The sequence below is a fragment of the Nonomuraea sp. NPDC004354 genome (assembly GCF_053602555.1).
Window position 1 is genome coordinate 1,059,200 of record NZ_JBSGDV010000001.1, and the last position, 18,460, is coordinate 1,077,659.

An 18,460-nucleotide genomic window follows, 5' to 3' on the forward strand; every position below is an offset into this window, starting at 1 on the left:
AACGGGGATCTCTGTGACTAGGATCACCGCTCGGCGGCGGCATCCGCTCGCGAGATACGCCGTCCTGCTTTTCGCGTTGGCGCTGGTCGGGGGGGTGTATACCCTCATCTCGCCGACCGGCAGGCCGGCGGACGCCGCTCTGGCGGCCGGCAAGGCCGACGACGTCGCTGAAGGCAAGAGCCTGTTCCAGGCGCACTGCTCGAGCTGTCATGGCCTCAACGCCGAGGGCACTTCCACCGGACCCACGCTCGTCGGCGTGGGCGCGGCGGCAGTCGACTTCCAGGTGAGCAGCGGCCGCATGCCCGCCGCCAACCCTGGTGCCCAGGCACCGCGCAAGCCGGTGCCCGCCTGGGTCAACGAGGACACCACCCGCCAGCTCGGCGCCTTCGTGCAGTCGCTCGGCGGCGGTCCCGTCGTGCCCGACAAGAACGCCGTCGACGCCGCGCAGGGTGACGTGGCCAGGGGTGGTGAGCTCTTCCGCGCCAACTGCATCCAGTGCCACAACTGGACGGGGGCCGGCGGTGCGCTCACCCAGGGCAAGTACGCGCCGAACCTGAACCAGGCGACGCCCACCCAGATCTACGAGGCGATGGCCACGGGACCGCAGGCGATGCCGGTCTTCAACGACTCCACGATCACTCCCAAGGAGAAGCGCGACATGATCGCGTACATCGTGGATGTGCGCGAGCAGAAGGACCCCGGAGGCTTCGGACTCGGCCGCATCGGCCCGGTCACCGAGGGCCTCGTGGCGTGGCTCGTGGGCATCAGCGCCCTCGTGCTGGCCGCCATCTGGATCACCGCTAAGAAGCGACAGGCGTCATGACAGACAACGGACATGAGATCGAGCAGCCGGACGAGCGCGTCCCCAAGCGCGTCATCGGCACTCCTCCGCACGGCAAGACCCTGATCCCCGCGGAGCAGAAGCCGGTGGACGTGGAGGTTCCCGGCGTCTACTTCCCCGACGAGGGCAAGGCCCGCAAGGGCGAGAGGATCGTGGCGCTCTGCTTCACGATCACCTTCATCGCCGCCCTCGTGTTCATCGTCAACTACGTGGTCTTCCAGGTAGGCGACGTCGACAGCACGGCGGTCTCCAACTTCGCGCTCGGCGCGCCGCTGACCGTGGCCCTGCTCGGCCTCGCGGTCGGCATCGTGGTGTGGGTCCGTCAGGTCATGCCGAAGTACACGCTGGTCCAGGAGCGCCACCCGATGGCCTCCGACGACCCCACCAGGCGTTACGTCGCCGAGACGTTCCTGCAGGGCGCCAAGGAGAGCGGCCTGGCCAAGCGGCCGCTGCTGCGCCGTACGCTGCTGCTGGCCTCGGCCCCGCTCGGGCTGATCCCGCTGGTGCTGATGCGTGACCTCGACAACTCCAAGATGCCCGCCTCGGCCTTCCAGAAGGAGCTCCGCCACACCGTGTGGGGCACCAAGAGCAAGGAGGGCAAGCCGCTCAAGCTCGTCGTCGAGGGCACGGGTCAGCCGATCCGCGCCGCCGACTTCAACTCGCCCGGCGGCATCCTGTCGGTGGTTCCCGAGGGCTACGAGCACGACCTCAACGCCCTGGCGAAGGCCACGCTCATCCTGATCAAGTTCCGTCCCGAGGAGATCAAGTCGGGCACGAACCTGAACTGGACCCACGACGGGATCGTGGCCTACTCCAAGATCTGCACGCACGTCGGCTGCCCCGCGGCCCTGTACGAGCAGACCACCCACCACATCCTGTGCCCCTGCCACCAGTCGACGTTCGACGCCGCCGACGGCGCCAAGGTCATCTTCGGCCCGGCCGCCAGGCCGCTGCCCCAGCTGCCCATCGGCGTCGACGAGCAGGGCTACCTCATCGCCAAGGGCGACTTCGCGGTGCCCGTCGGTCCCAGCTTCTGGGAGCGCGGCGACGCCGAGGCGAAGGTCAGGTCCGAGGGAGGCCACGCGTGAGCGACGACCTGAAGACGGTTCCCAAGGCCATCGGCGGCACGTCGAGCTACATCGACGACCGGATCGGCGCGGGCACCTTCCTCCAGCGCAACCTGCGCAAGATCTTCCCCGATCACTGGTCGTTCCTGCTCGGTGAGATCGCGCTCTACTCGTTCGTCATCCTGCTGCTGAGCGGTACGTTCCTGACGTTCTTCTTCAAGCCCAGCATGATGCACGTCATCTACGACGGCCCCTACGAGCCGCTCAAGGGCGTGATGATGTCGGAGGCCTACGCCTCCGCACTGGAGATCAGCTTCGAGGTCCGCGGCGGTCTGCTCATGCGGCAGATCCACCACTGGGCCGCCCTGCTGTTCGTGGCCGGCATGATGGTGCACATGCTCCGCGTGTTCTTCACGGGTGCATACCGCAAGCCGCGCGAGCTGAACTGGATGATCGGTGTCCTGCTGCTGACGCTCGCGCTGGCCGAGGGTCTGACCGGCTACTCGCTGCCGGACGACCTGCTGTCGGGCGCGGGTCTGCGCATCACCGAGGGTGTGGCGATCTCGCTGCCGCTCGTCGGCACCTACATCACCTTCTTCCTGTTCGGCGGGGAGTACCCGGGCGAGGACGTCATCTCCCGGTTCTACTCGCTGCACATCCTGCTCATCCCGGGCATCCTGCTGGCCCTCATCTCGGCTCACATGGTGCTCATGTGGGTGCAGAAGCACACGCAGATGCCGGGCAAGTCGCGCAACAACCACAACGTGGTCGGCGCGCCGTTCTACCCCGCCTTCATGCTCAAGGCCGGCGCGTACTTCCTGTTCACCTTCGCGGTGATCGCTGGACTGGCGACCTTCGCGCAGATCAACCCGATCTGGGCGTTCGGTCCCTACACGCCTGCCGACATCTCGGCCGGTTCGCAGCCCGACTTCTACATGGGCTTCCTGGAGGGCTCCCTGCGGTTGATGCCGCCGTGGGAGATCAACCTGTTCGGGAGCAGCGAGGCCGGCACGCTGCCGCTGAGCGTGATCATCCCGGCGCTGGTGCCGATGGGCATCATCATGACCGGGCTGGCCCTCTACCCGTTCCTCGAGCGGTGGGTCACCGGCGACAACCGCGAGCACCACATCGCGGACCGTCCCCGCAACAACCCGCACCGCACCTCGATCGGCATGGCCGCCATCGCCTTCTACGGCGTGCTGTGGCTGCTCGGCGCCAACGACGAACTGTCGGCCAACTTCCACATCAGCCTGAACTGGACGACCTACATCGGCCGGGTCATGGTGTTCGTGGCTCCGGTGATCGCCTACATCGTGACCTACCGGATGTGCCTCGGCCTGCAGCGTTCCGACGCCGCGATCATCGGGCACGGCGTGGAGTCGGGTGTGATCAAGCGGCTGCCGCACGGTGAGTTCATCGAGATCCACACGCCCGCGGCGGACGACATCGAGGCCCACATGCGCGGCAAGGAAGCCATCCCGCAGGTGGACGTCGACGCCGACACCGACGGCATCCCGCCCAAGGGGATGCGCGGCCCGCTCGGCAAGCTGCGCGGGAGCATGTCGAAGGCGTACGGCGGGGAGAAGATCCCGCTGGACGACGGTCACGGACACGGTCACGGCGACGAGCACGCCGAGATCACCTCCGGCGACGACCGCAGCCTGACGCACTAGTCTCGCCACACGAAACGCCCCGGCCCGGACACCATCCGTCCGAGCCGGGGCGTTTCCCTTTCCCGCCGACCACCTCCCACGGGCCCCTCACCTGGGCCCCTCACCGCAGGCGCTTCCACGGCGGCCTTCACCGCATGCGGTTCCCTTCAGGGCGAGTGGCTTCCTTTGCCTGGCGTCTTCTTCAGCGCGGGCGGTTTCCTTCGCCCGACGTCTTCCACCGCGGGCGGCTTCCTTCCCCCACCGTGTCCTCGCCGCGGGCGTGTTGTCCGCCCTCCCGTACGGCAAGCCGGGTCAACGCCACCGCAGGCGCGTGGCCGGGGCCCGTCCATCACGCCACTCCAGCGGGACTCCGGCCGGCCGCCGTCACGTCGCCCGCGATGCCCGCTGTCCGTCTCCCAGGCCGGCCACGTGCGCTCGGTGACGCGTATCCCTGGAAAGAGGCCGGCCACGTGCGGAGGGTGGCGCCTGGCCCGGCTTGCCGTACGGGCCGGGTGGATGCCTGGAAGCGAAGCGCGCCGGGCACCCGCTCGGCACTCACGCACGCGCGCGGAGGGACGCGCGCCCACGATCGACGGGTCGGCGCTCGTCGGGGTCAGCGCGGGGAGAAGCGGCGCTCGTCGGGGACCGGCACACGTCAGGGACGTCAGGAGTCGAGGCGCGCAAGGGCCGGCGCCTGCTGGTGGTCAACGCAGGTCAGGGACGCCGGAATGGACGGGCGACGGTCGGTGCCCGCCGGGGATCAAGGCACGTCCAGGGAGACCGGGGTGCCGGGAGCGAGAGGTCCGCTGCGCCATGGGGAGGCCGCCGTACCATGGGGCGCCCGGTGCCGCCGGGCGGTGCGGGCATTCGGGCTGGGGCCGCCGAGGAGAAAGGGGACCGCCGTGCGGGCGGTCGGATGGGGGCCGCCGATGGGGAGGGGGCGCGCGGGTCGGTCGACCGGTGAAGAAGGGGCGTTCGGGTCAGTCGGATTCGGTGAGGCCGATGGAGAAGGCGGCGTCGAGGTCGTGCTTGGAGTAGGTGCGGAACGCGATGTGCGTCGAGGTGTCGAGCACGCCGGGCACCTTGTTCAGCCGCCCGGGGATGACCTCGGCGATCTCCTCGTAGGCGGCGACGCGCACGATGGCCAGCAGGTCGTATTCGCCGGTGATCGAGTAGACCTCGCTGACGCCGTCGATCTCGGCGATCGTCTGCGCGATCTCCGGGATCCGGTCGACCTCGGCGTTGATGTGAACGATTGCCGTGACCATGCACCAACTGTATCGGGTCACCGCAACGGTCGTCCCTCGCGGCGACTGCGGTGGTCGAGGCGCTGGTAGGCCAGGTCGATGCGGGCCTTGTGGCGGGCGGCGCCGTGGGCGGGCAGCGCCCATTCGCCGTCGACCTCGACCAGGCGCACTCCCGGCGACTCCAGCCAGCGCAGGATGCACTCGGTCTCCTCGGCGCTGGCGGCGTGGATGGGGCCGGGGCCGGGGATGACGACCTCCGCGGTGGCGACGAGCTTCTCGACGAAGGGCGTGGGGTGGGCGCCGCGCGGCATGTGGGCGGCGGCGGTGAGCCTGCCGTAGCGGATGACGTGGATGTCCCAGCCGCCGTCGAAGGCGGGGCTGGCAGCGACCATCTGCGGGATGCGGGTCAGGGAGGTGAGGCGCTGCATCCGGGCCGCGGTGCGGACGTAGGAGGCGAGCCGGTCGCGGTCGACGGAGGCCTCCTCGTAGCGTTGCTCGACCGACAGGCGCTCCATACGGGCCTCGAGCGCGGTGAAGACGAGGGAGACGTCGGTGGCCATGGCCCTGCGGGCGCTGGCGACGTGGACGGCGTAGTCGGCGGGCGTCTCCAGCCCCTCGCACGGGGCGCCGCACCGGCCCATCTCGTGCAGCACGCAGGCGGGCCGCCGGGTCCTGAGGGTGAGGCGTTCGGTGCACTGGCGCAGCGGCACGGCGTCGTGGAGCGCGGTGCGGGCGTCGTCGGCGGCCTTGGCGCTGGTGAAGGGGCCGAGGTAGGCGGCGCCGTCGTCCTTGAGCTCGCGCACGATCGACAGGCGGGGGAAGGGCTCGTCGGTCAGCTTGAGCCAGACCACCTTCTCGGGAAAGCGTGACCTGCGGTTGTAGCGGGGTTTGGCGCCGCCGATCAGGCGCAGCTCCCTGACCTCGGCCTCCAGCGGGGTGGCGCAGACGATGTGGCGGACCTGCTCGGCGATGCCGATCATCTCGCGGATGCGGGGCCTGGTCTCGCTGGCGGTGAAGTAGGAGCGGACGCGGTTGCGCAGGTTGGTGGACTTGCCGATGTAGAGGACCTCGCCGCGGGCGTCCTCGAACAGGTAGACGCCGGGGGCGTGGGGCACGGTCTCGGCCAGGTGGCGCTTGCGCTGCTGCTCGGGCGTGGGGGCGCGGACGAACGACTTGAGCTCTTCGAGCGTGTGGACCTGGAAGGACCCGGCACGGGCGATCAGGCCGTGGAGCACGTCGACGGTCGCCCTGGCGTCCTGCAGGGCGCGGTGGCAGGGCTCGACGGGGCTGTGGAAGAACCTGGCGAGCGTGGAGAGCTTCGCGTTGGGGATCTCGTCGCGGGTCAGCACCCTGCGCGCCAGGTCGACGGTGTCGACGACCGGATTGGCGGGCGGCGGGTAGCCCTGCGCGGCGCAGGCGGCCTTGATGAAGCCGGTGTCGAAGGCGGCGTTGTGGGCGACCAGCGTGGCGCCGGAGATGAACTCCAGGAAGCTGGGCAGCACCGACTCGATGCGCGGGGCGGCCATCACCATCGCGTCGGTGATGCCGGTCAGCACGGAGATGAACGGCGGGATGGGACCGCCGGGGTCGACGAGCGTGGCGAACTCGCCGAGCACCTCGCCCGCGCGCACCTTGACCGCGCCGATCTCGGTGATCGCGTGCTCCTGCGCCGAGCCGCCGGTCGTCTCCAGGTCGAAGACCACGAAGGTGACCTCGCTCAGCGGGGTGCCGAGCTCGTCGAGAGTGCCTTGAACCGCGTCCACGTTCCAAGACCATAGAGAGGCGGACCGACAGTTATCGGGGCGACCCGGCGATCGACGGATTGATCTGCGCGCCCGGGTTCGCGGTGGGCGACGATCCGGGCGGACCTCATCATGGGAGATTATTCGTTACTCTCCCCTGTATGTCCGGGGGACGACTCGCCGGCCGCTACACCCTGATCAGGCCGCTGGGCAGCGGCGGGATGGGCAAGGTCTGGCTGGCCAGAGACGAGATGCTCGACCGCGAGGTGGCGGTCAAGGAGCTCACCCTGCCCGAAGGGCTCGACGAGCAGGGCAGGGCCGAGGCCGTGGCCAGGGCCGCACGCGAGGCGCAGGCCACCGCCCAGCTGCGGCACCCCGGCGTGGTCGCGCTCCACGACGTCCTGGTCGAGTACGGCAGGCCGTGGCTGATCATGGAGTTGTTGCGCGGCCGCACGCTCGGCGACGCGATCGCCCAGGAGGGCCCGATGCCGCCCGCGACGGTCGCCAGGATCGGCGCGGACGTGCTGGAGGCGCTGACCGCCGCCCACTCGCGCGGCCTGCAGCACCGCGACGTCAAGCCGGGCAACGTCTTCCTCACAGACAGCGGCCGGGTCGTGCTGACCGACTTCGGCATCGCCAGGCAGGAGGGCCAGGCGACGCTGACCCAGGCCGGCCTGATGATCGGCTCGCCCGGGTTCATCGCGCCCGAACGCCTGGAAGGCGAGCCGGGCGGACCGGCGAGCGACCTGTGGTCCCTGGGCGCCACGCTGTTCGCCGCGGCCGAGGGTGTCTCCGCCTACGAGGGCACGGCGATGGAGCGGATCAGGGCGACGCTGACCGCGCCGCCGCGCCCGCCGTACCTGGCCGGGCCGCTGGCGCCCGTGCTGACCGCGATGATGGCCAGGCACCCGGCGGCGCGGCCCGATCCGTGGAGCACCGTCCACGCGCTGCGCCAGATCGCCTCGGGGCAGGAGGCTCCGTCGCTGACGCGCCAGGACCTGACCGTCCCCGGAAGGCTCGGCCGGCCGCGCCGCGGACGCCTGCGGTGGCTCCTGCCTGCGGGCGCCGTGGTGGTCGCGGGCGCGGTGGCCGCCGTCCTGTTCCTGTGGAAGGGCGGCGCCACGGCCACGCCCACCGCGTTCACACTGCCCGTGGACCTGTGCGGGCTGCTCACCCCGTCCCAGGTCGGCGAGGCGCTGGGCACCGGCCAGCCGCCCAAGGGCACGCAGAACGTGGCGGAGGGCGACGACAGCCTCGGCGTCGCCTGCGACTGGACCGTCAACGGCAGGGGCGTGTCGCTGACCGCGCAGCGCGACTCCGACACCCCGCAGCCCTGGGCGATGACCGCCGAGTCCGCCCACCGGCTGATGGAGAGCCAGCGGGTGTGGATCGGCAAGTACAAGGAACTGCAGTGGTCGTGGAAGGAGATCGGCGCCAAGGGGCCGTTCACCGCGCAGATCGGCAAGGCGCAGCCGCTGCAGGGCGTGGGCGAGGAGGCCTACACCTACGAGCTGAGCGCCCACGGCAGGGTCCACACGGCCGTCGTCATGTACCGCGTGGCCAACCTGGTCATGCAGGTGGAGTACACGACGCTGGCCAGCAGGCCCACCGACGAGCAGGTCAGGGAGAGCGCGCTGACCATCGCCCGGCACACCGAGCAGGCGCTGCGGAGCGGGGGCTAGCGACGTGCACTACCTGCTCTCCGGCCGGTACCGGCTGACCGAACGGCTCGGCGAGGGCGGCGCGGGCACGGTGTGGCGCGCCCTCGACGAACGGCTCGGCCGCGAGGTGGCCGTCAAGCAGGTCCGCATCCCGCAGCAGCTCGACGCGGCGGGCCGGGCGGCCTTCGTCGAGCAGGCCATCCACGAGGCCAGGTCGGCGGGCCGGCTGCGTGACCCCTCGATCGTCATGGTCCACGACGTGGTGCTCGACCAGGACCTGCCGTGGATCGTCATGGACCTGGCGACGGGGCGCTCCCTCGACAAGATCATCAAGGAGACCGGGCCGCTGCCTCCGCACATCGTGTCGCGCATCGGCCTGCAGATGCTGTCGGCGCTGGAGGTGGCCCACGCGCACGGCATCCTCCACCAGGACGTCAAGCCGGCCAACATCCTGCTGGACGCCGACGGCACCGCGATGCTCACCGACTTCGGCGTGGCCGCGCCCGTGGGCGGCGTCGGCGGTGGCGGGTCGCCCGGATACATGGCGCCCGAACGGCTCAACGGCCTGCCCGCGGGCCCGGCCTCCGACCTGTTCTCGCTGGGCGCGAGCCTCTACACCGCGGTCGAGGGGAAGCCGCCCTTCCACCGGGAGATGCAGGCCGCGGTGGCCGCCGCAGTCCTGCTGCACGACCCGCCGCCGCCCGAGCGGGCGGGCCGCGACCTGGGCAGGCTGATCCTCGACCTGCTGGCCAAGCAGCCCGAACGGCGCCCGCACGCGCGTGAGGTCCGGGAGCGGCTGACGAGCTCGGCGCACACCGCCCCGGTCGCCTACCGGCCGCGCCGCCGGTGGAAGCTGCCCGCGGCGCTGGCGGTCGCCGGGGCCGCCGCCGTGGGCGGGCTGGTCTACGCCCTCGCCGTCGCCGGGCCCGGGCAGGCCGGACAGGGCAGGTTCGCCGGCGTGCCCGACGCCTGCGCGCTGCTCAGCGACGCCCAGGCCCGCGCCCTGCTGGGCGGCGAGATGCGCAGGGACGCGCCGATGCCCGGCGGCTGCAGGTGGAAGGTGTGGCGAGGATCCGGCGAGGAGCGCTCGATCAGCCTGCGGCTGACCGCGCACCGGCCGCAGGACGGCCACGACGGGCCGGGGGTGGCGGCGCTGGTGTTCGACGCCGACCGTGGGGCCGCCGCCGCGTCCGACGGCACGTCGTTCCGGAAGACCACCTACAAGATCAGGGACGTCCAGGGGGTGGGCGAGGCGGCCTTCGCCCAGGACAGCTTCCAGACCCACCAGGTGGGGCAGGGCCGTACCGGCCAGGTGTGGTACCGCGTGGCCCTGCGCGACAGCAACCTCACCGCGGAGGTCGTCTACCACATCCAGGACGCGAGGCAGGCCGACGCGGCTGGCCAGCGGGTGGCCGAGACGGCCGCGCGGCAGGTCACATCCTCGCTTCGAGGCTGACAGGTGCGAGTCAACCGCCATCAGGACGGCTAGCATCCATGCCCATGTCTTGGAATCAGGACGATCCCCCGCCTACCAACCCGTACCGCGCACCGGACTGGCAGTTCCAGCAGGTGCCGACGATGCCGGCGCAGCCACCGTCCCCGCCGCCGAAGCGACGGGGATGGGTGCTGCCGGTGGTGGCGGGAGGGGCCGCGGTCGTGCTGATCGCCGGCGGCGCGGGCGCCTTCCTCCTGTACGGCAGGCCCACCGCCGCCGACGAGCCCGCCAAGCCCACACCGGTCTCCCCTTCGGCCGGCGTCACGGCATCGGCCACGGGGTCGGCCACCGCGCCCGCCGCCGCGCCGACGCTCGACGCCTGCGCCATGCTTCCCCCCGCCGAGGCCGAGCGCCTGGTGCCCGGCGCGACGGTGGACAAGCGCTCCAGGGACTCCGACTACGCCGTCGTCTCCTCCTGCGACTGGACCAACCGCCGCATCTCCTACGGCGAGTTCTGGCGCAGCCGCGAGATCAGGATCAACGTCTCCCAGTACCGGTCCGACGGGCCCAAGACGGGCAGGGCGGAGGCGCAGCAGGCGCACGAGGCCGAGCGCGGCTTCTTCTCCTACAAGGCGACCAGCAAGGACAAGGACGCGAAGCCGGGGGAGAAGAACTACTACTCGCCCCTCAAGGAGTACGCGGGGGTGGGAGACGGCGCCTTCGGCCAGTACACCTGGCGGCGCGACAAGCTGCTGTGGTACTCGTTCGGCGAGGGCCGCGTCCGGGTCGACGACCTCGTCATCGAGGTGCACTACCAGGCCAGCCAGCAGCGCAAGGAGGCCAAGCTGCTGACCAACGAGAGCGTCCAGTCGGTCAGCGAGGAGAACGCCCTGCGCGAGGTCGGCGTTTTGCTGACCCACCTGGCCAAGGCGGCGGCCGAGTGGAAGAAGGCCCATCCGGCCGTCCTGGCCACGGTCGCGCCCAGCGCGTCGCCGTCCCCTTCGCCCGCCCCGACCCCGTCGTCGACGCCCACCGTGCTGGCCCAGATGCCCGAGGCGTGCAAGCGGATGGCGCCCGCGATGATCAAGCTGGTGCCCGGCGCGACCGAGCGGGCCAGGGGCAACGACGCCGTCGGCGTGAAGGAGACCGAGTGCCGCTGGCTCAACCTGAAGGCCCCCGCCGGCCAGGGCCGGCGCGGGATCCGCAGCGCGCTCGTCACGGTCCAGGTGTTCAGCAACCGGGCGGGCGCCGGGGATCCGACCGCGGCGCTGAGCGCCTACTCCACCGAGCTGTCCGGCGCCGTGGGCATGGCGGAGAGCTCGCTGGGCGGCTTCACCTGGGGCAAGGTCGACAAGCCGCAGGGGCTCGGTGACGCCGCCTTCGTCCAGTACCGGGTCGACAGGAAGAACGCCGTCTTCAACGGCGCCGCCGACGTCGTGGTCAGGAAGGGCTTCACCGTCATCCAGGCCTCCTTCTCGGGGGCCGAGATGGGTGCCGACGAGCCGACCAACTCGCCGAAGGTCGAGGTGCTGGGCGAGAAGGAGGCCCGGGCGGCGGCCATGACGGTGGCGAAGGAGATGCTGGCCGCCCTGGCCCAGGCGACCCCGCAGAAGGACTGACGCGCCCGCCCCGCGCGACGGGACCGTCTGCGCGGGGCGGCGGGGCGTCTGCGCGGCGCGCCGTCCCGTCTGCGCGGGGCGGCGGTTTGTCGGCGTAGGGCCGCGGCCCGTCTGTGCGGCGCGGCGGTCAGGTCCTGGGCCGGGCGGGCGGTCAGGTCCTGGGCCGGGCGGGGCGCGGGACCCGGGCCAGGAACGGCTCCAGCAGTCCCGGTACGGCACGCGCCGCCAGGTCGAGCCCCTCGGTGACGCCTACGTCCAGCACGTCGTAGTGGCCGTCGCCCGCCGCGGTCGTGGCCGACACGGTGATGAGGCCCAGCCGGCGCTGGAAGACCGACTGGCGGATCCGCCAGCCCACGATGCCGCCGGTGTCGAGCGCCACCGTGGTACGGCCCGCCGAGCCGGCCCGGGTCAGCAGGTGGCCGCCGGCCAGCCGGTGCCCGAGCCCTCGGTAGGCGTCGGCGGCCAGGGCCAGACCGGCGGGAAGGGCGAGGACGGGCAGCGCCCAGGCGACCGGCGGGATCCACCCGGTCAGCCACTCGGTGACGCCCATGGCGGCGGCAAGCACGGCGACCGCGCCGAGGGCCTGGCGCGTGCGGCGGCTCCTGGCCGCCTTCGGGTGCGGCTCCAGCTCGCCCCATGCCACGGCCGCCCGCGCGTCCACCGGAGCCGTAACGATGGACCCGGTAGGTCCACCGGCGGCCCCGGCGAGCCCGTGGGCGTCCGGCGCGCCGGCAAGAGTGTGTCCGCCGTCGGGCCCATGGGTGTTCGGAGTTCTGGAAACGGTGTGTCGGCCCGCGGCAGCGTGGTGGTCCGCTGTGCCGGGGAATCCGCGGGTGGCGGGTGCGTCCTGGACGGCGGGGCCGGGCGGGGTGGCGGCCGGTGAGGCGTGCAGGACGTGGGAGGCGACGCGGAAGGCCTCGGCCCGCGGGACCGGCGGGGTCAGCGCGGAGACCTCCTCGCTCTCCTGTCCTTCCGCCTTGCGCAGCCCCACCGCCACCGCCCTGACCTTGGCACCCCCGCCCAGCCTCAGCAGCAGCGGTTCGGCCACCGCCACCCCGCGCAGCCTGCGTGTCTCCATGGTGAGCGACCGTGTGGTGAGCAGCCCCCTGCGCACCCGCAGCGTCCGGGCCTCCTGCTCGAGCCGGTAGTTGCCCCACGACTCGGCGAACAGCCCCACCGCGCCGGCCAGCCCGACCAGCAGGCTGCCTGCCGCCACGATCGGCACCGCGATCCACGGGTTGCCGATCAGCCACTCCCACGCCGCCGTGGCCGCCGCGGTGCTGAACAGGTCGATGCCGACCACGTCGAGCACCTTCTTCAGCGCGCCGGCCGCGATCGCGCCGCCGACGAACACCCAGATCGACAGCGGCGCGTAGCGGATCCAGCCCCACCGCAGAGCGGCGACGACCCGCACGCTCTCCTCGTGTCCAGCGTGCCCGGGGTGCCCGGAGTGCCCGAAGTGACCGGGGTGTCCGGGCTCGGTGTGCTCACGATGGCCGGGCCCGGCGTGCCCGAAGCGCTCTGGGTGCCCGGGGTGACCGGCGCTCGGTGAGGCCGGTGCGGCCGCACCCGCCCCCGTCAGGAGGGTACGGCGCAGCGCCTCGGCCTCGGCGGCGGCGATCGCGTTGAGGGTGAGCTCGGTGCGCTCGCCGGTGGTGTGCTCGCCCGTGCCGATCTTGACGACGGCCAGGCCGAGCGCCCGCCGTACGACGTCGGCCTTGACGTCGACGCTGCGCACCCGGTCGCGCGGGATCGACCGGTGCTGGCGGACCAGCACGCCCGCCCGCAGCTCGAGCCGGTCGCGGGTGAGCCTGAACCGGGTGGTGCGCAGCCGGGCGACGCCGTAGGCGTAGGCGGCGGCCACCACCAGCGCCACCACGCCGGCGGCGCCCGCGATGACCAGCTCGCGCGGCTGGTCCGCGCCGGTCAGGAGGCGCGTCACGCCGAAGGCGGCGGGCGCGGCGACGGTCAGCGACACGGCCGCCGTGGCCAGCGGGATCCTGCGGTGCAGCGCGCTCCACGCCACGTCGTCCTGGTGCTGGTATTGCGCGGTCACGTGGCGTCCCCCTTCGTCGCCTGCGTCACGGCGGTGAGCCTGGCGGCGAGCTCGGCGGCCAGCTCGTGGTCGAGCCCCTCGATCGTGATCGCTCCCGCCGCCGACGCGGTCGTCACCGTGACGTCGGCCAGCCCGAACATGCGCTGCACCGGGCCGCGCGCGGTGTCCACGGTCTGGATGCGCGACATCGGCGCCACCCTCCAGGTGTGGGTGATCCAGCCGGAGCGGACGTAGACCGCCTCGTCGGTGATCTCCCATCGCTGGACCCGGTAGTAGGCGCGCGGCACGGTCGCGGCCGACAGCAGGCAGGCCAGCGCGACGGCCACGGCCAGCCCGCCGAGAACGGCCGGCCGCGGCGTGAGGAACCAGTAGGCCGCCAGGACGGCCGCCGCCAGGGGGACGGCCAGCAGGAAGGCCTGGACGGTCCACCAGGCGACCGTGCGCGGGTCGGCCAGGTTGCGAGGAGGGCGCAGGGTGAGCTCGGTCACGGGTCAGCCGGTCCTCTTCATCGAGTCGGCGGTGGCCAGCAGCGCGAAGCCGAGGATGCCGAGCCCGATGCCGGCGAAGACCTCGTAGCCGTCGAGGAACGGCAGGCGGTTGACGATCAGGAAGTCGTGCGCCCAGCCCCACCAGCCGAGGACGGTGTTGACCACGCCGCCGACGCCCTGGATGAGGAGCACGGCGCCGGCCACGTCGAGGATTGCCTTCATGCAGCCAAGCCTCGGGTTCGGGCGGCGGCCGCTGCGTCGGCCACAGGTTGAGACCGGTATCGACTTTGGTCGCTGTCGCCCCGCCGAATGGTGGCCCTACGGTGGGGGACCATGAAGGTGGAGTACCGGTGGCTGCTGCCCTCGGTCCTGCTCGGCGATCCGGAGGAGGGGCGGCCGGTGCGCCGCTCGACCCGCGACTGGATCGTGGACATCCTGGTCTTCCTGGTCGCCTGCGGGCTGGCGGTGCTGTCGCTGCCCGACCTGGACGGCCTGGCCAGGCCGTTGCGGGTCAGTGAGCAGGTGCTGGGCGCGCTGGCGTGCGCGTCGGTGTGGCTGCGCCGTCGCTGGCCGGTCACCCTGGCGGTCGTGACGACGCTGCTGTCGGCCACCTTCGTCATGGTGGGCGGCGCCTCGGCCGTGGCGCTGTTCACGGTGGCCGTGCACCGCCCCTTCAAGATCTCCGGCATCGTGCTCGCGCTCAACCTGGTCAGCGTCTTCCCGCTGGCGCTGTGGCGCCCCGACGAGCTCGGTCCCGCGTGGATGATGGGCGTCGGGGTGCTGCTCGTGTTCGCGGTGTTCGGCTGGGGCATGGTCGTCAGGTCCAGGCGCCAGCTGGTCCACACCCTCAGGGAGCAGGCGCAGGTGGCCGGCCGGGAGGCCAGGCGGCTCGAACGCGAGCGCATCGCCCGCGAGATGCACGACGTGCTCGCCCACCGCATCTCCATCCTCAGCCTGCACGCGGGTGCCCTGGAGTTCCGGCCTGACGCGCCGCCCGAGCAGATCTCCAAGGCGGCAGGGGCGATCAGGGAGAGCGCCCACCAGGCGCTGCAGGACCTGCGTGAGGTCATCGGCGTGCTCCGCCAGCCGGGCGACGACGCCGACGGCCGTCCCGAGCGCCCGCAGCCCACGCTGGACGACCTGCGCGGGCTGGTCGAGGAGTCGCGCGCGGCGGGCATGGAGGTGGCGCTCCGGCTGGAGGCGGTCGGCCACGCGCCGGAGAGTCTCGGCCGCAACGCCTACCGGATCGTCCAGGAGGCGCTCACCAACGCGCGCAAGCACGCCCCCGGCGCGCCCGTCCGGGTGGTGGTGACGGGCGGCCCTGGCGAGGGGCTGACCATCGCGGTCCGCAACAAGACCAGCTGGCCGTCCAGCATCCCCGGTACCGGCACGGGGCTGATCGGGCTGGCCGAGCGGGCGGAGCTGGCCGGTGGCAGGCTGGCCCACCGGCGCGCCGCCGAGGGGGATTTCGTTCTGGAAGCATGGCTGCCGTGGGAGAAATGAAGATCCGGGTACTGATCGTCGACGACGACGCGCTGGTCCGAGCGGGGCTGTCGATGATCCTCGGCGGCACCGGCGACATCGAGGTGGTGGGCGAGGCCGCCGACGGCGACCAGGTGCCGAGGCTGGTCGCCGAGCACCGGCCCGACGTGGTGCTCATGGACATCCGCATGCCGCGCGTCGACGGGCTGTCCGCGACCGAGGCGCTGCGCGGCACGGCGAGCCCGCCGGAGGTGGTCGTGCTCACCACCTTCCACGCCGACGCCCAGGTGCTCAGGGCGCTGCGGGCGGGGGCGGCCGGGTTCCTGCTGAAGGACATCCCGCCGGCCGACCTGGTCGCCGCCATCCGCCGGGTGGCCGCGGGGGAGCCGATCCTGTCGCCCGCGGTCACCAGGCAGCTCATCTCCCACGTGGCCGACGGCGGCGCGGGCACCCGCAGGGACCGGGCGCGGGCGATGCTCGACCGGCTGAGCGAGCGCGAGCGCGAGGTGGCGGTCTCGGTGGGGCGGGGGCGGTCCAACGCCGAGATCGGCGGCGAGCTCTACATGAGCGTCGCGACCGTCAAGGCCCATGTCTCGCGTATCCTCACCAAGCTGGCGCTCAACAACAGGGTGCAGATCGCGCTGCTGGTCCACGACGCGGAGTCATGACAGCATCCGCTCCAGCCGGGCGCGGTGCAGCACCATGTCGTCGGGGTCGTCGGGAGCGGGCTGCTCGCCGAAGTGGATCCGGCGCTGCCAGACGCGGGCCATGACGATGCCGTGCCGCAGCGCCGCGTACACCTCGTAGAAGTCCATGTCCCTGGGCGTGTGGCCGGACAGGTCGCGGTAGGTGGCGCAGACGTCGGCGCGGCGCATGAAGCCGGGCAGGCCGGGCAGCTCGAAGACCTCGGCCAGGTCCTGGAAGAACCGGTGCAGGAAGATCATCCAGGCCAGGTCGAGCTCGCGCGGCCCCACCGCCGCCATCTCCCAGTCGAGCACCGCCACGGGGGTGAAGTCGCGGTACATCACGTTGCCGATCCTGGCGTCTCCCCAGGTCAGCACGTCGGGGCCGGGCTCGGCGGGCCAGTGGTCCTCCAGCCAGTCGAAGGCCCGTTCCAGCAGCGGGATGCGCGAGGGCCCGCGCATCCACTCGTAGTAGGCGCGCTGCGCGTCGACGTGTGCCCGCAGCCCGCGCCGGCCGAGCGGAGCCAGCTCGGCGTCGCTGAAGCGGGTGCCGTGCAGCCGGGCGGCCACGGCGACCGTGGCGTCCTGCAGCCGCCGCCGGTCGTCGGGCGCCGCCTCCAGCAGCCAGCCCTCGAAGGTGTACGGCGGGACGTCGGGCGGCACCTCGCCCTCCTCCCGCTCCATCACGAAGAACGGCGTGCCGAGCGGTCCGGCCGACGGCTCGAACCGCAGCGCCCTCGGCGCGAGCACCCCGGCCCGTTCCCTGGCCAGCCGCATCACCTCGAACTGCGTGCCGAGGTCGTAGGTGGGGAAGACCGGCACCGCCTCCCGCGCGGGCGCCAGCCGGGCCACGCACCTGGTCGTGCCCGCGGTGAAGAACAGCGTCTCGCTGGACATCCCGTTGGCCGAGGGTCGCGAGAGCTGCGAGACCTCCTGCCCGAGCCAGGCGCTCAGCCGCTCGCGCAGCTCGTCGAGGTCCCTGGTGGAGGTGCGCATCTGCTCGGTCACGACCCTGTCGTACCTCTCCAACCAAGCGCTTGTCCATATACGAGTCACGACACGGACATGTGTGTGACACCCTTACCCTTGGTGAGTAGGACAATCGCGAAGGGTCAGTCGAGAGGCAGTGGGATGAGCTCAGCCGGTGATGGCCTGTCTCGTCCGCTTCCCGAGCAGGTGAGGCTCAACGTGGTGGACCTGGCGGCCCAGCTGCTCGGCGCCATGCCGCCCACGTCCGTGCCGGCGCCGCTGCGCGGCATCGCGAAGTTCGACCCCCGTAAACGCGCCAAGCTGGGCGGCGCGCCCATCGCCGCCCAGCTGGAGAACGACAAGACCTTCCGCGAGGCCGTCGCCGAGTCGATCGAGAAGGGCTGGCCCGAGCTGGTCGCCTCGCTGGCCGAGGGGCACGTGCCGCCCGCCGCCGACCCCGTGCTGGTCGCGGCCGCTGCGTACCTGACCAGGCCGCCCGGCTGGGCGGACATGGTGGAGATGGCCAGGGCCGACCTGGAGCAGTCGGCTGTCGCCGCCGAGGGATCGGCGCAGGAGGCGACCGTCACCCGGCTGCGCGAGCAGCTGGCCACCCAGAAGACCGCCGCCAAGGAGGAGTCCGAACGGCTGCGCGAGCAGCTCAAGGCGGCCAGGGCCGAGAACTCCGACCTGCGCCGCAAGCTCCACGACGCCAGGGAGCGGCTCAAGACCGCCGAGCAGCGGGCCGCCGAGCTGGCCCAGACCGCCGAGGATGCCAGGGTGGCGGCGTCCACGGCCGGCAGCGCGGGGGAGGCCGAGCTCCGGCGGACGCGCGAGCGCCTGGTCGACGTCGAGCGGCAGCTCGAGGCCTCGCGCAGGGCGGCCCGTGAGGGCCGCAGCATCGAGGACACCAGGATCAGGGTGCTGCTGGACGCGCTCCAGGACGCCTCCGCCGGGCTGCGCAGGGAGCTCGCCCTGCCCACGACGATCAGCAGGCCCGCCGACTCGGTCGCGGCCGTCGCCCCCGGCGCGCCCACCGTGCGGGGAGTGCCCGCCAGGGCGCTGGCCGACGACGACCCACAGCTGCTCGACCAGTTGCTCGCGCTGCCCCAGGTGCACCTGATCATCGACGGCTACAACGTCACCAAGACCGGGTACGGCACGCTCACCCTCGCCGACCAGCGCAACCGGCTGATGACGGGCCTCGGCGGCCTGGTCGCGCAGACCAGGGTCGAGGTCACGGTCGTCTTCGACGGCGCGGAGCTCAACGCGCCCGTGCAGGTCGTCGCGCCGCGCGGGGTCCGGGTGATGTTCAGCGCGCCCGGCGAGATCGCCGACGATCTGATCCGCCAGCTGGTGCGGGCCGAACCGCAGGGCAGGGCGATCGCGGTGGTCTCCTCCGACCGCGAGGTGGCCGAGTCGGTGCGCAGGATGGGGGCGCGCCCCGTGCAGTCGGCGCTGCTCCTGCGCCGTCTTGGCCGAGCCTAGGTCACAAATTGGGTGACTTTTTGAGCTGCTAGG

15 protein-coding genes are annotated in these 18,460 nt (G+C 72.3%); 9 read left to right on the plus strand and 6 right to left on the minus strand.

From position 1 onward, the window contains the following. Positions 1-13: 13 nt before the first annotated feature. Genes qcrC through qcrB form a run of 3 tightly spaced genes read left to right on the plus strand, consistent with a single transcriptional unit; the run spans position 14 to position 3,581 of the window. Complete coding sequence (gene qcrC / locus ACWENQ_RS04950) at positions 14-823, plus strand: cytochrome bc1 complex diheme cytochrome c subunit (RefSeq protein WP_449921349.1); 810 nt, start codon at positions 14-16, stop codon at positions 821-823. Continuing rightward, positions 820-1,929 (plus strand): cytochrome bc1 complex Rieske iron-sulfur subunit, encoded by a 1,110-nt coding sequence (qcrA, locus tag ACWENQ_RS04955; protein WP_452412903.1) that lies wholly within the window; start codon positions 820-822, stop codon positions 1,927-1,929. Before qcrC ends, qcrA begins: the two co-directional genes overlap by 4 nt. Then, positions 1,926-3,581: a cytochrome bc1 complex cytochrome b subunit gene (gene qcrB, locus ACWENQ_RS04960; protein WP_452412904.1), complete on the plus strand. Its 1,656-nt coding sequence runs from the start codon at positions 1,926-1,928 to the stop codon at positions 3,579-3,581. Before qcrA ends, qcrB begins: the two co-directional genes overlap by 4 nt. Positions 3,582-4,540: 959 nt before the next feature. Here qcrB and ACWENQ_RS04965 read toward each other — a convergent pair. Together ACWENQ_RS04965 and ACWENQ_RS04970 are read right to left on the minus strand one after the other, a co-directional pair. Further along, positions 4,541-4,828: an Lrp/AsnC family transcriptional regulator gene (locus tag ACWENQ_RS04965; protein ID WP_354919433.1), complete on the minus strand. Its 288-nt coding sequence runs from the start codon at positions 4,826-4,828 to the stop codon at positions 4,541-4,543. 17 nt (positions 4,829-4,845) lie between these two features. Further along, a complete protein-coding gene (locus ACWENQ_RS04970; RefSeq protein ID WP_452412905.1) occupies positions 4,846-6,570 on the minus strand; it encodes a DEDD exonuclease domain-containing protein in 1,725 nt (574 codons plus the stop codon). A 140-nt stretch (positions 6,571-6,710) separates the two neighbouring features. On the opposite strand from ACWENQ_RS04970, the gene ACWENQ_RS04975 reads away from it, so the two are divergent. From ACWENQ_RS04975 to ACWENQ_RS04985, 3 genes are read left to right on the plus strand one after another with little or no spacing between them, the layout of a single operon-like run. Beyond that, positions 6,711-8,231 carry a serine/threonine-protein kinase gene (locus ACWENQ_RS04975; RefSeq protein WP_449921342.1) on the plus strand — a complete coding sequence of 507 codons (1,521 nt, stop codon included), beginning with the start codon at positions 6,711-6,713 and terminating at the stop codon, positions 8,229-8,231. A gap of 4 nt (positions 8,232-8,235) precedes the next feature. Continuing rightward, complete coding sequence (locus tag ACWENQ_RS04980) at positions 8,236-9,666, plus strand: serine/threonine-protein kinase (protein WP_449921340.1); 1,431 nt, start codon at positions 8,236-8,238, stop codon at positions 9,664-9,666. 44 nt (positions 9,667-9,710) lie between these two features. Further along, the gene (locus tag ACWENQ_RS04985; protein WP_452412906.1) at positions 9,711-11,264 is read left to right on the plus strand and encodes a hypothetical protein; all 1,554 of its coding nucleotides are present in this window, start codon (positions 9,711-9,713) and stop codon (positions 11,262-11,264) included. Between the two features lie 151 nt (positions 11,265-11,415). Here the strand turns inward: ACWENQ_RS04985 and ACWENQ_RS04990 are convergent, their stop codons facing one another. From ACWENQ_RS04990 to ACWENQ_RS05000, 3 genes are read right to left on the minus strand one after another with little or no spacing between them, the layout of a single operon-like run. Further along, a complete protein-coding gene (locus tag ACWENQ_RS04990) occupies positions 11,416-13,320 on the minus strand; it encodes a PH domain-containing protein (protein ID WP_452412907.1) in 1,905 nt (634 codons plus the stop codon). Then, positions 13,317-13,808: a PH domain-containing protein gene (locus ACWENQ_RS04995; RefSeq protein ID WP_449921333.1), complete on the minus strand. Its 492-nt coding sequence runs from the start codon at positions 13,806-13,808 to the stop codon at positions 13,317-13,319. The genes ACWENQ_RS04990 and ACWENQ_RS04995 overlap by 4 nt, the downstream gene beginning before the upstream one ends. A 3-nt stretch (positions 13,809-13,811) precedes the next feature. Next, entirely contained in the window at positions 13,812-14,030 is a 219-nt protein-coding gene (locus ACWENQ_RS05000) for a hypothetical protein (protein WP_354919413.1), read from the minus strand. A gap of 111 nt (positions 14,031-14,141) precedes the next feature. Between ACWENQ_RS05000 and ACWENQ_RS05005 the strand changes: the two genes are divergently transcribed. Together ACWENQ_RS05005 and ACWENQ_RS05010 are read left to right on the plus strand one after the other, a co-directional pair. Further along, a complete protein-coding gene (locus ACWENQ_RS05005) occupies positions 14,142-15,311 on the plus strand; it encodes a sensor histidine kinase (protein ID WP_452412908.1) in 1,170 nt (389 codons plus the stop codon). Further along, complete coding sequence (locus tag ACWENQ_RS05010) at positions 15,308-15,958, plus strand: response regulator transcription factor (protein WP_449921454.1); 651 nt, start codon at positions 15,308-15,310, stop codon at positions 15,956-15,958. The genes ACWENQ_RS05005 and ACWENQ_RS05010 overlap by 4 nt, the downstream gene beginning before the upstream one ends. Here the strand turns inward: ACWENQ_RS05010 and ACWENQ_RS05015 are convergent. Then, positions 15,953-16,981 carry a phosphotransferase family protein gene (locus tag ACWENQ_RS05015; RefSeq protein ID WP_449921328.1) on the minus strand — a complete coding sequence of 343 codons (1,029 nt, stop codon included), beginning with the start codon at positions 16,979-16,981 and terminating at the stop codon, positions 15,953-15,955. The two genes, ACWENQ_RS05010 and ACWENQ_RS05015, sit on opposite strands and share 6 nt — an antisense overlap. 168 nt (positions 16,982-17,149) lie before the next feature. On the opposite strand from ACWENQ_RS05015, the gene ACWENQ_RS05020 reads away from it, so the two are divergent. Next, positions 17,150-18,427, plus strand: coding sequence for an NYN domain-containing protein (locus ACWENQ_RS05020; protein WP_354919404.1), 1,278 nt, complete (start codon positions 17,150-17,152; stop codon positions 18,425-18,427). The last annotated feature ends 33 nt before the right edge of the window (positions 18,428-18,460 follow it).

Coding starts and splice junctions, on each gene's coding strand:
- ACWENQ_RS04965 (WP_354919433.1), bottom strand. CDS start 4,828: ATGGTCACGGCAATCGTTCACATCAACGCCGAGGTCGACCGGATCCCG.
- ACWENQ_RS04985 (WP_452412906.1), top strand. CDS start 9,711: ATGTCTTGGAATCAGGACGATCCCCCGCCTACCAACCCGTACCGCGCA.
- ACWENQ_RS04975 (WP_449921342.1), top strand. CDS start 6,711: ATGTCCGGGGGACGACTCGCCGGCCGCTACACCCTGATCAGGCCGCTG.
- ACWENQ_RS05000 (WP_354919413.1), bottom strand. CDS start 14,030: ATGAAGGCAATCCTCGACGTGGCCGGCGCCGTGCTCCTCATCCAGGGC.
- ACWENQ_RS05010 (WP_449921454.1), top strand. CDS start 15,308: ATGAAGATCCGGGTACTGATCGTCGACGACGACGCGCTGGTCCGAGCG.
- qcrA (WP_452412903.1), top strand. CDS start 820: ATGACAGACAACGGACATGAGATCGAGCAGCCGGACGAGCGCGTCCCC.
- ACWENQ_RS05005 (WP_452412908.1), top strand. CDS start 14,142: ATGAAGGTGGAGTACCGGTGGCTGCTGCCCTCGGTCCTGCTCGGCGAT.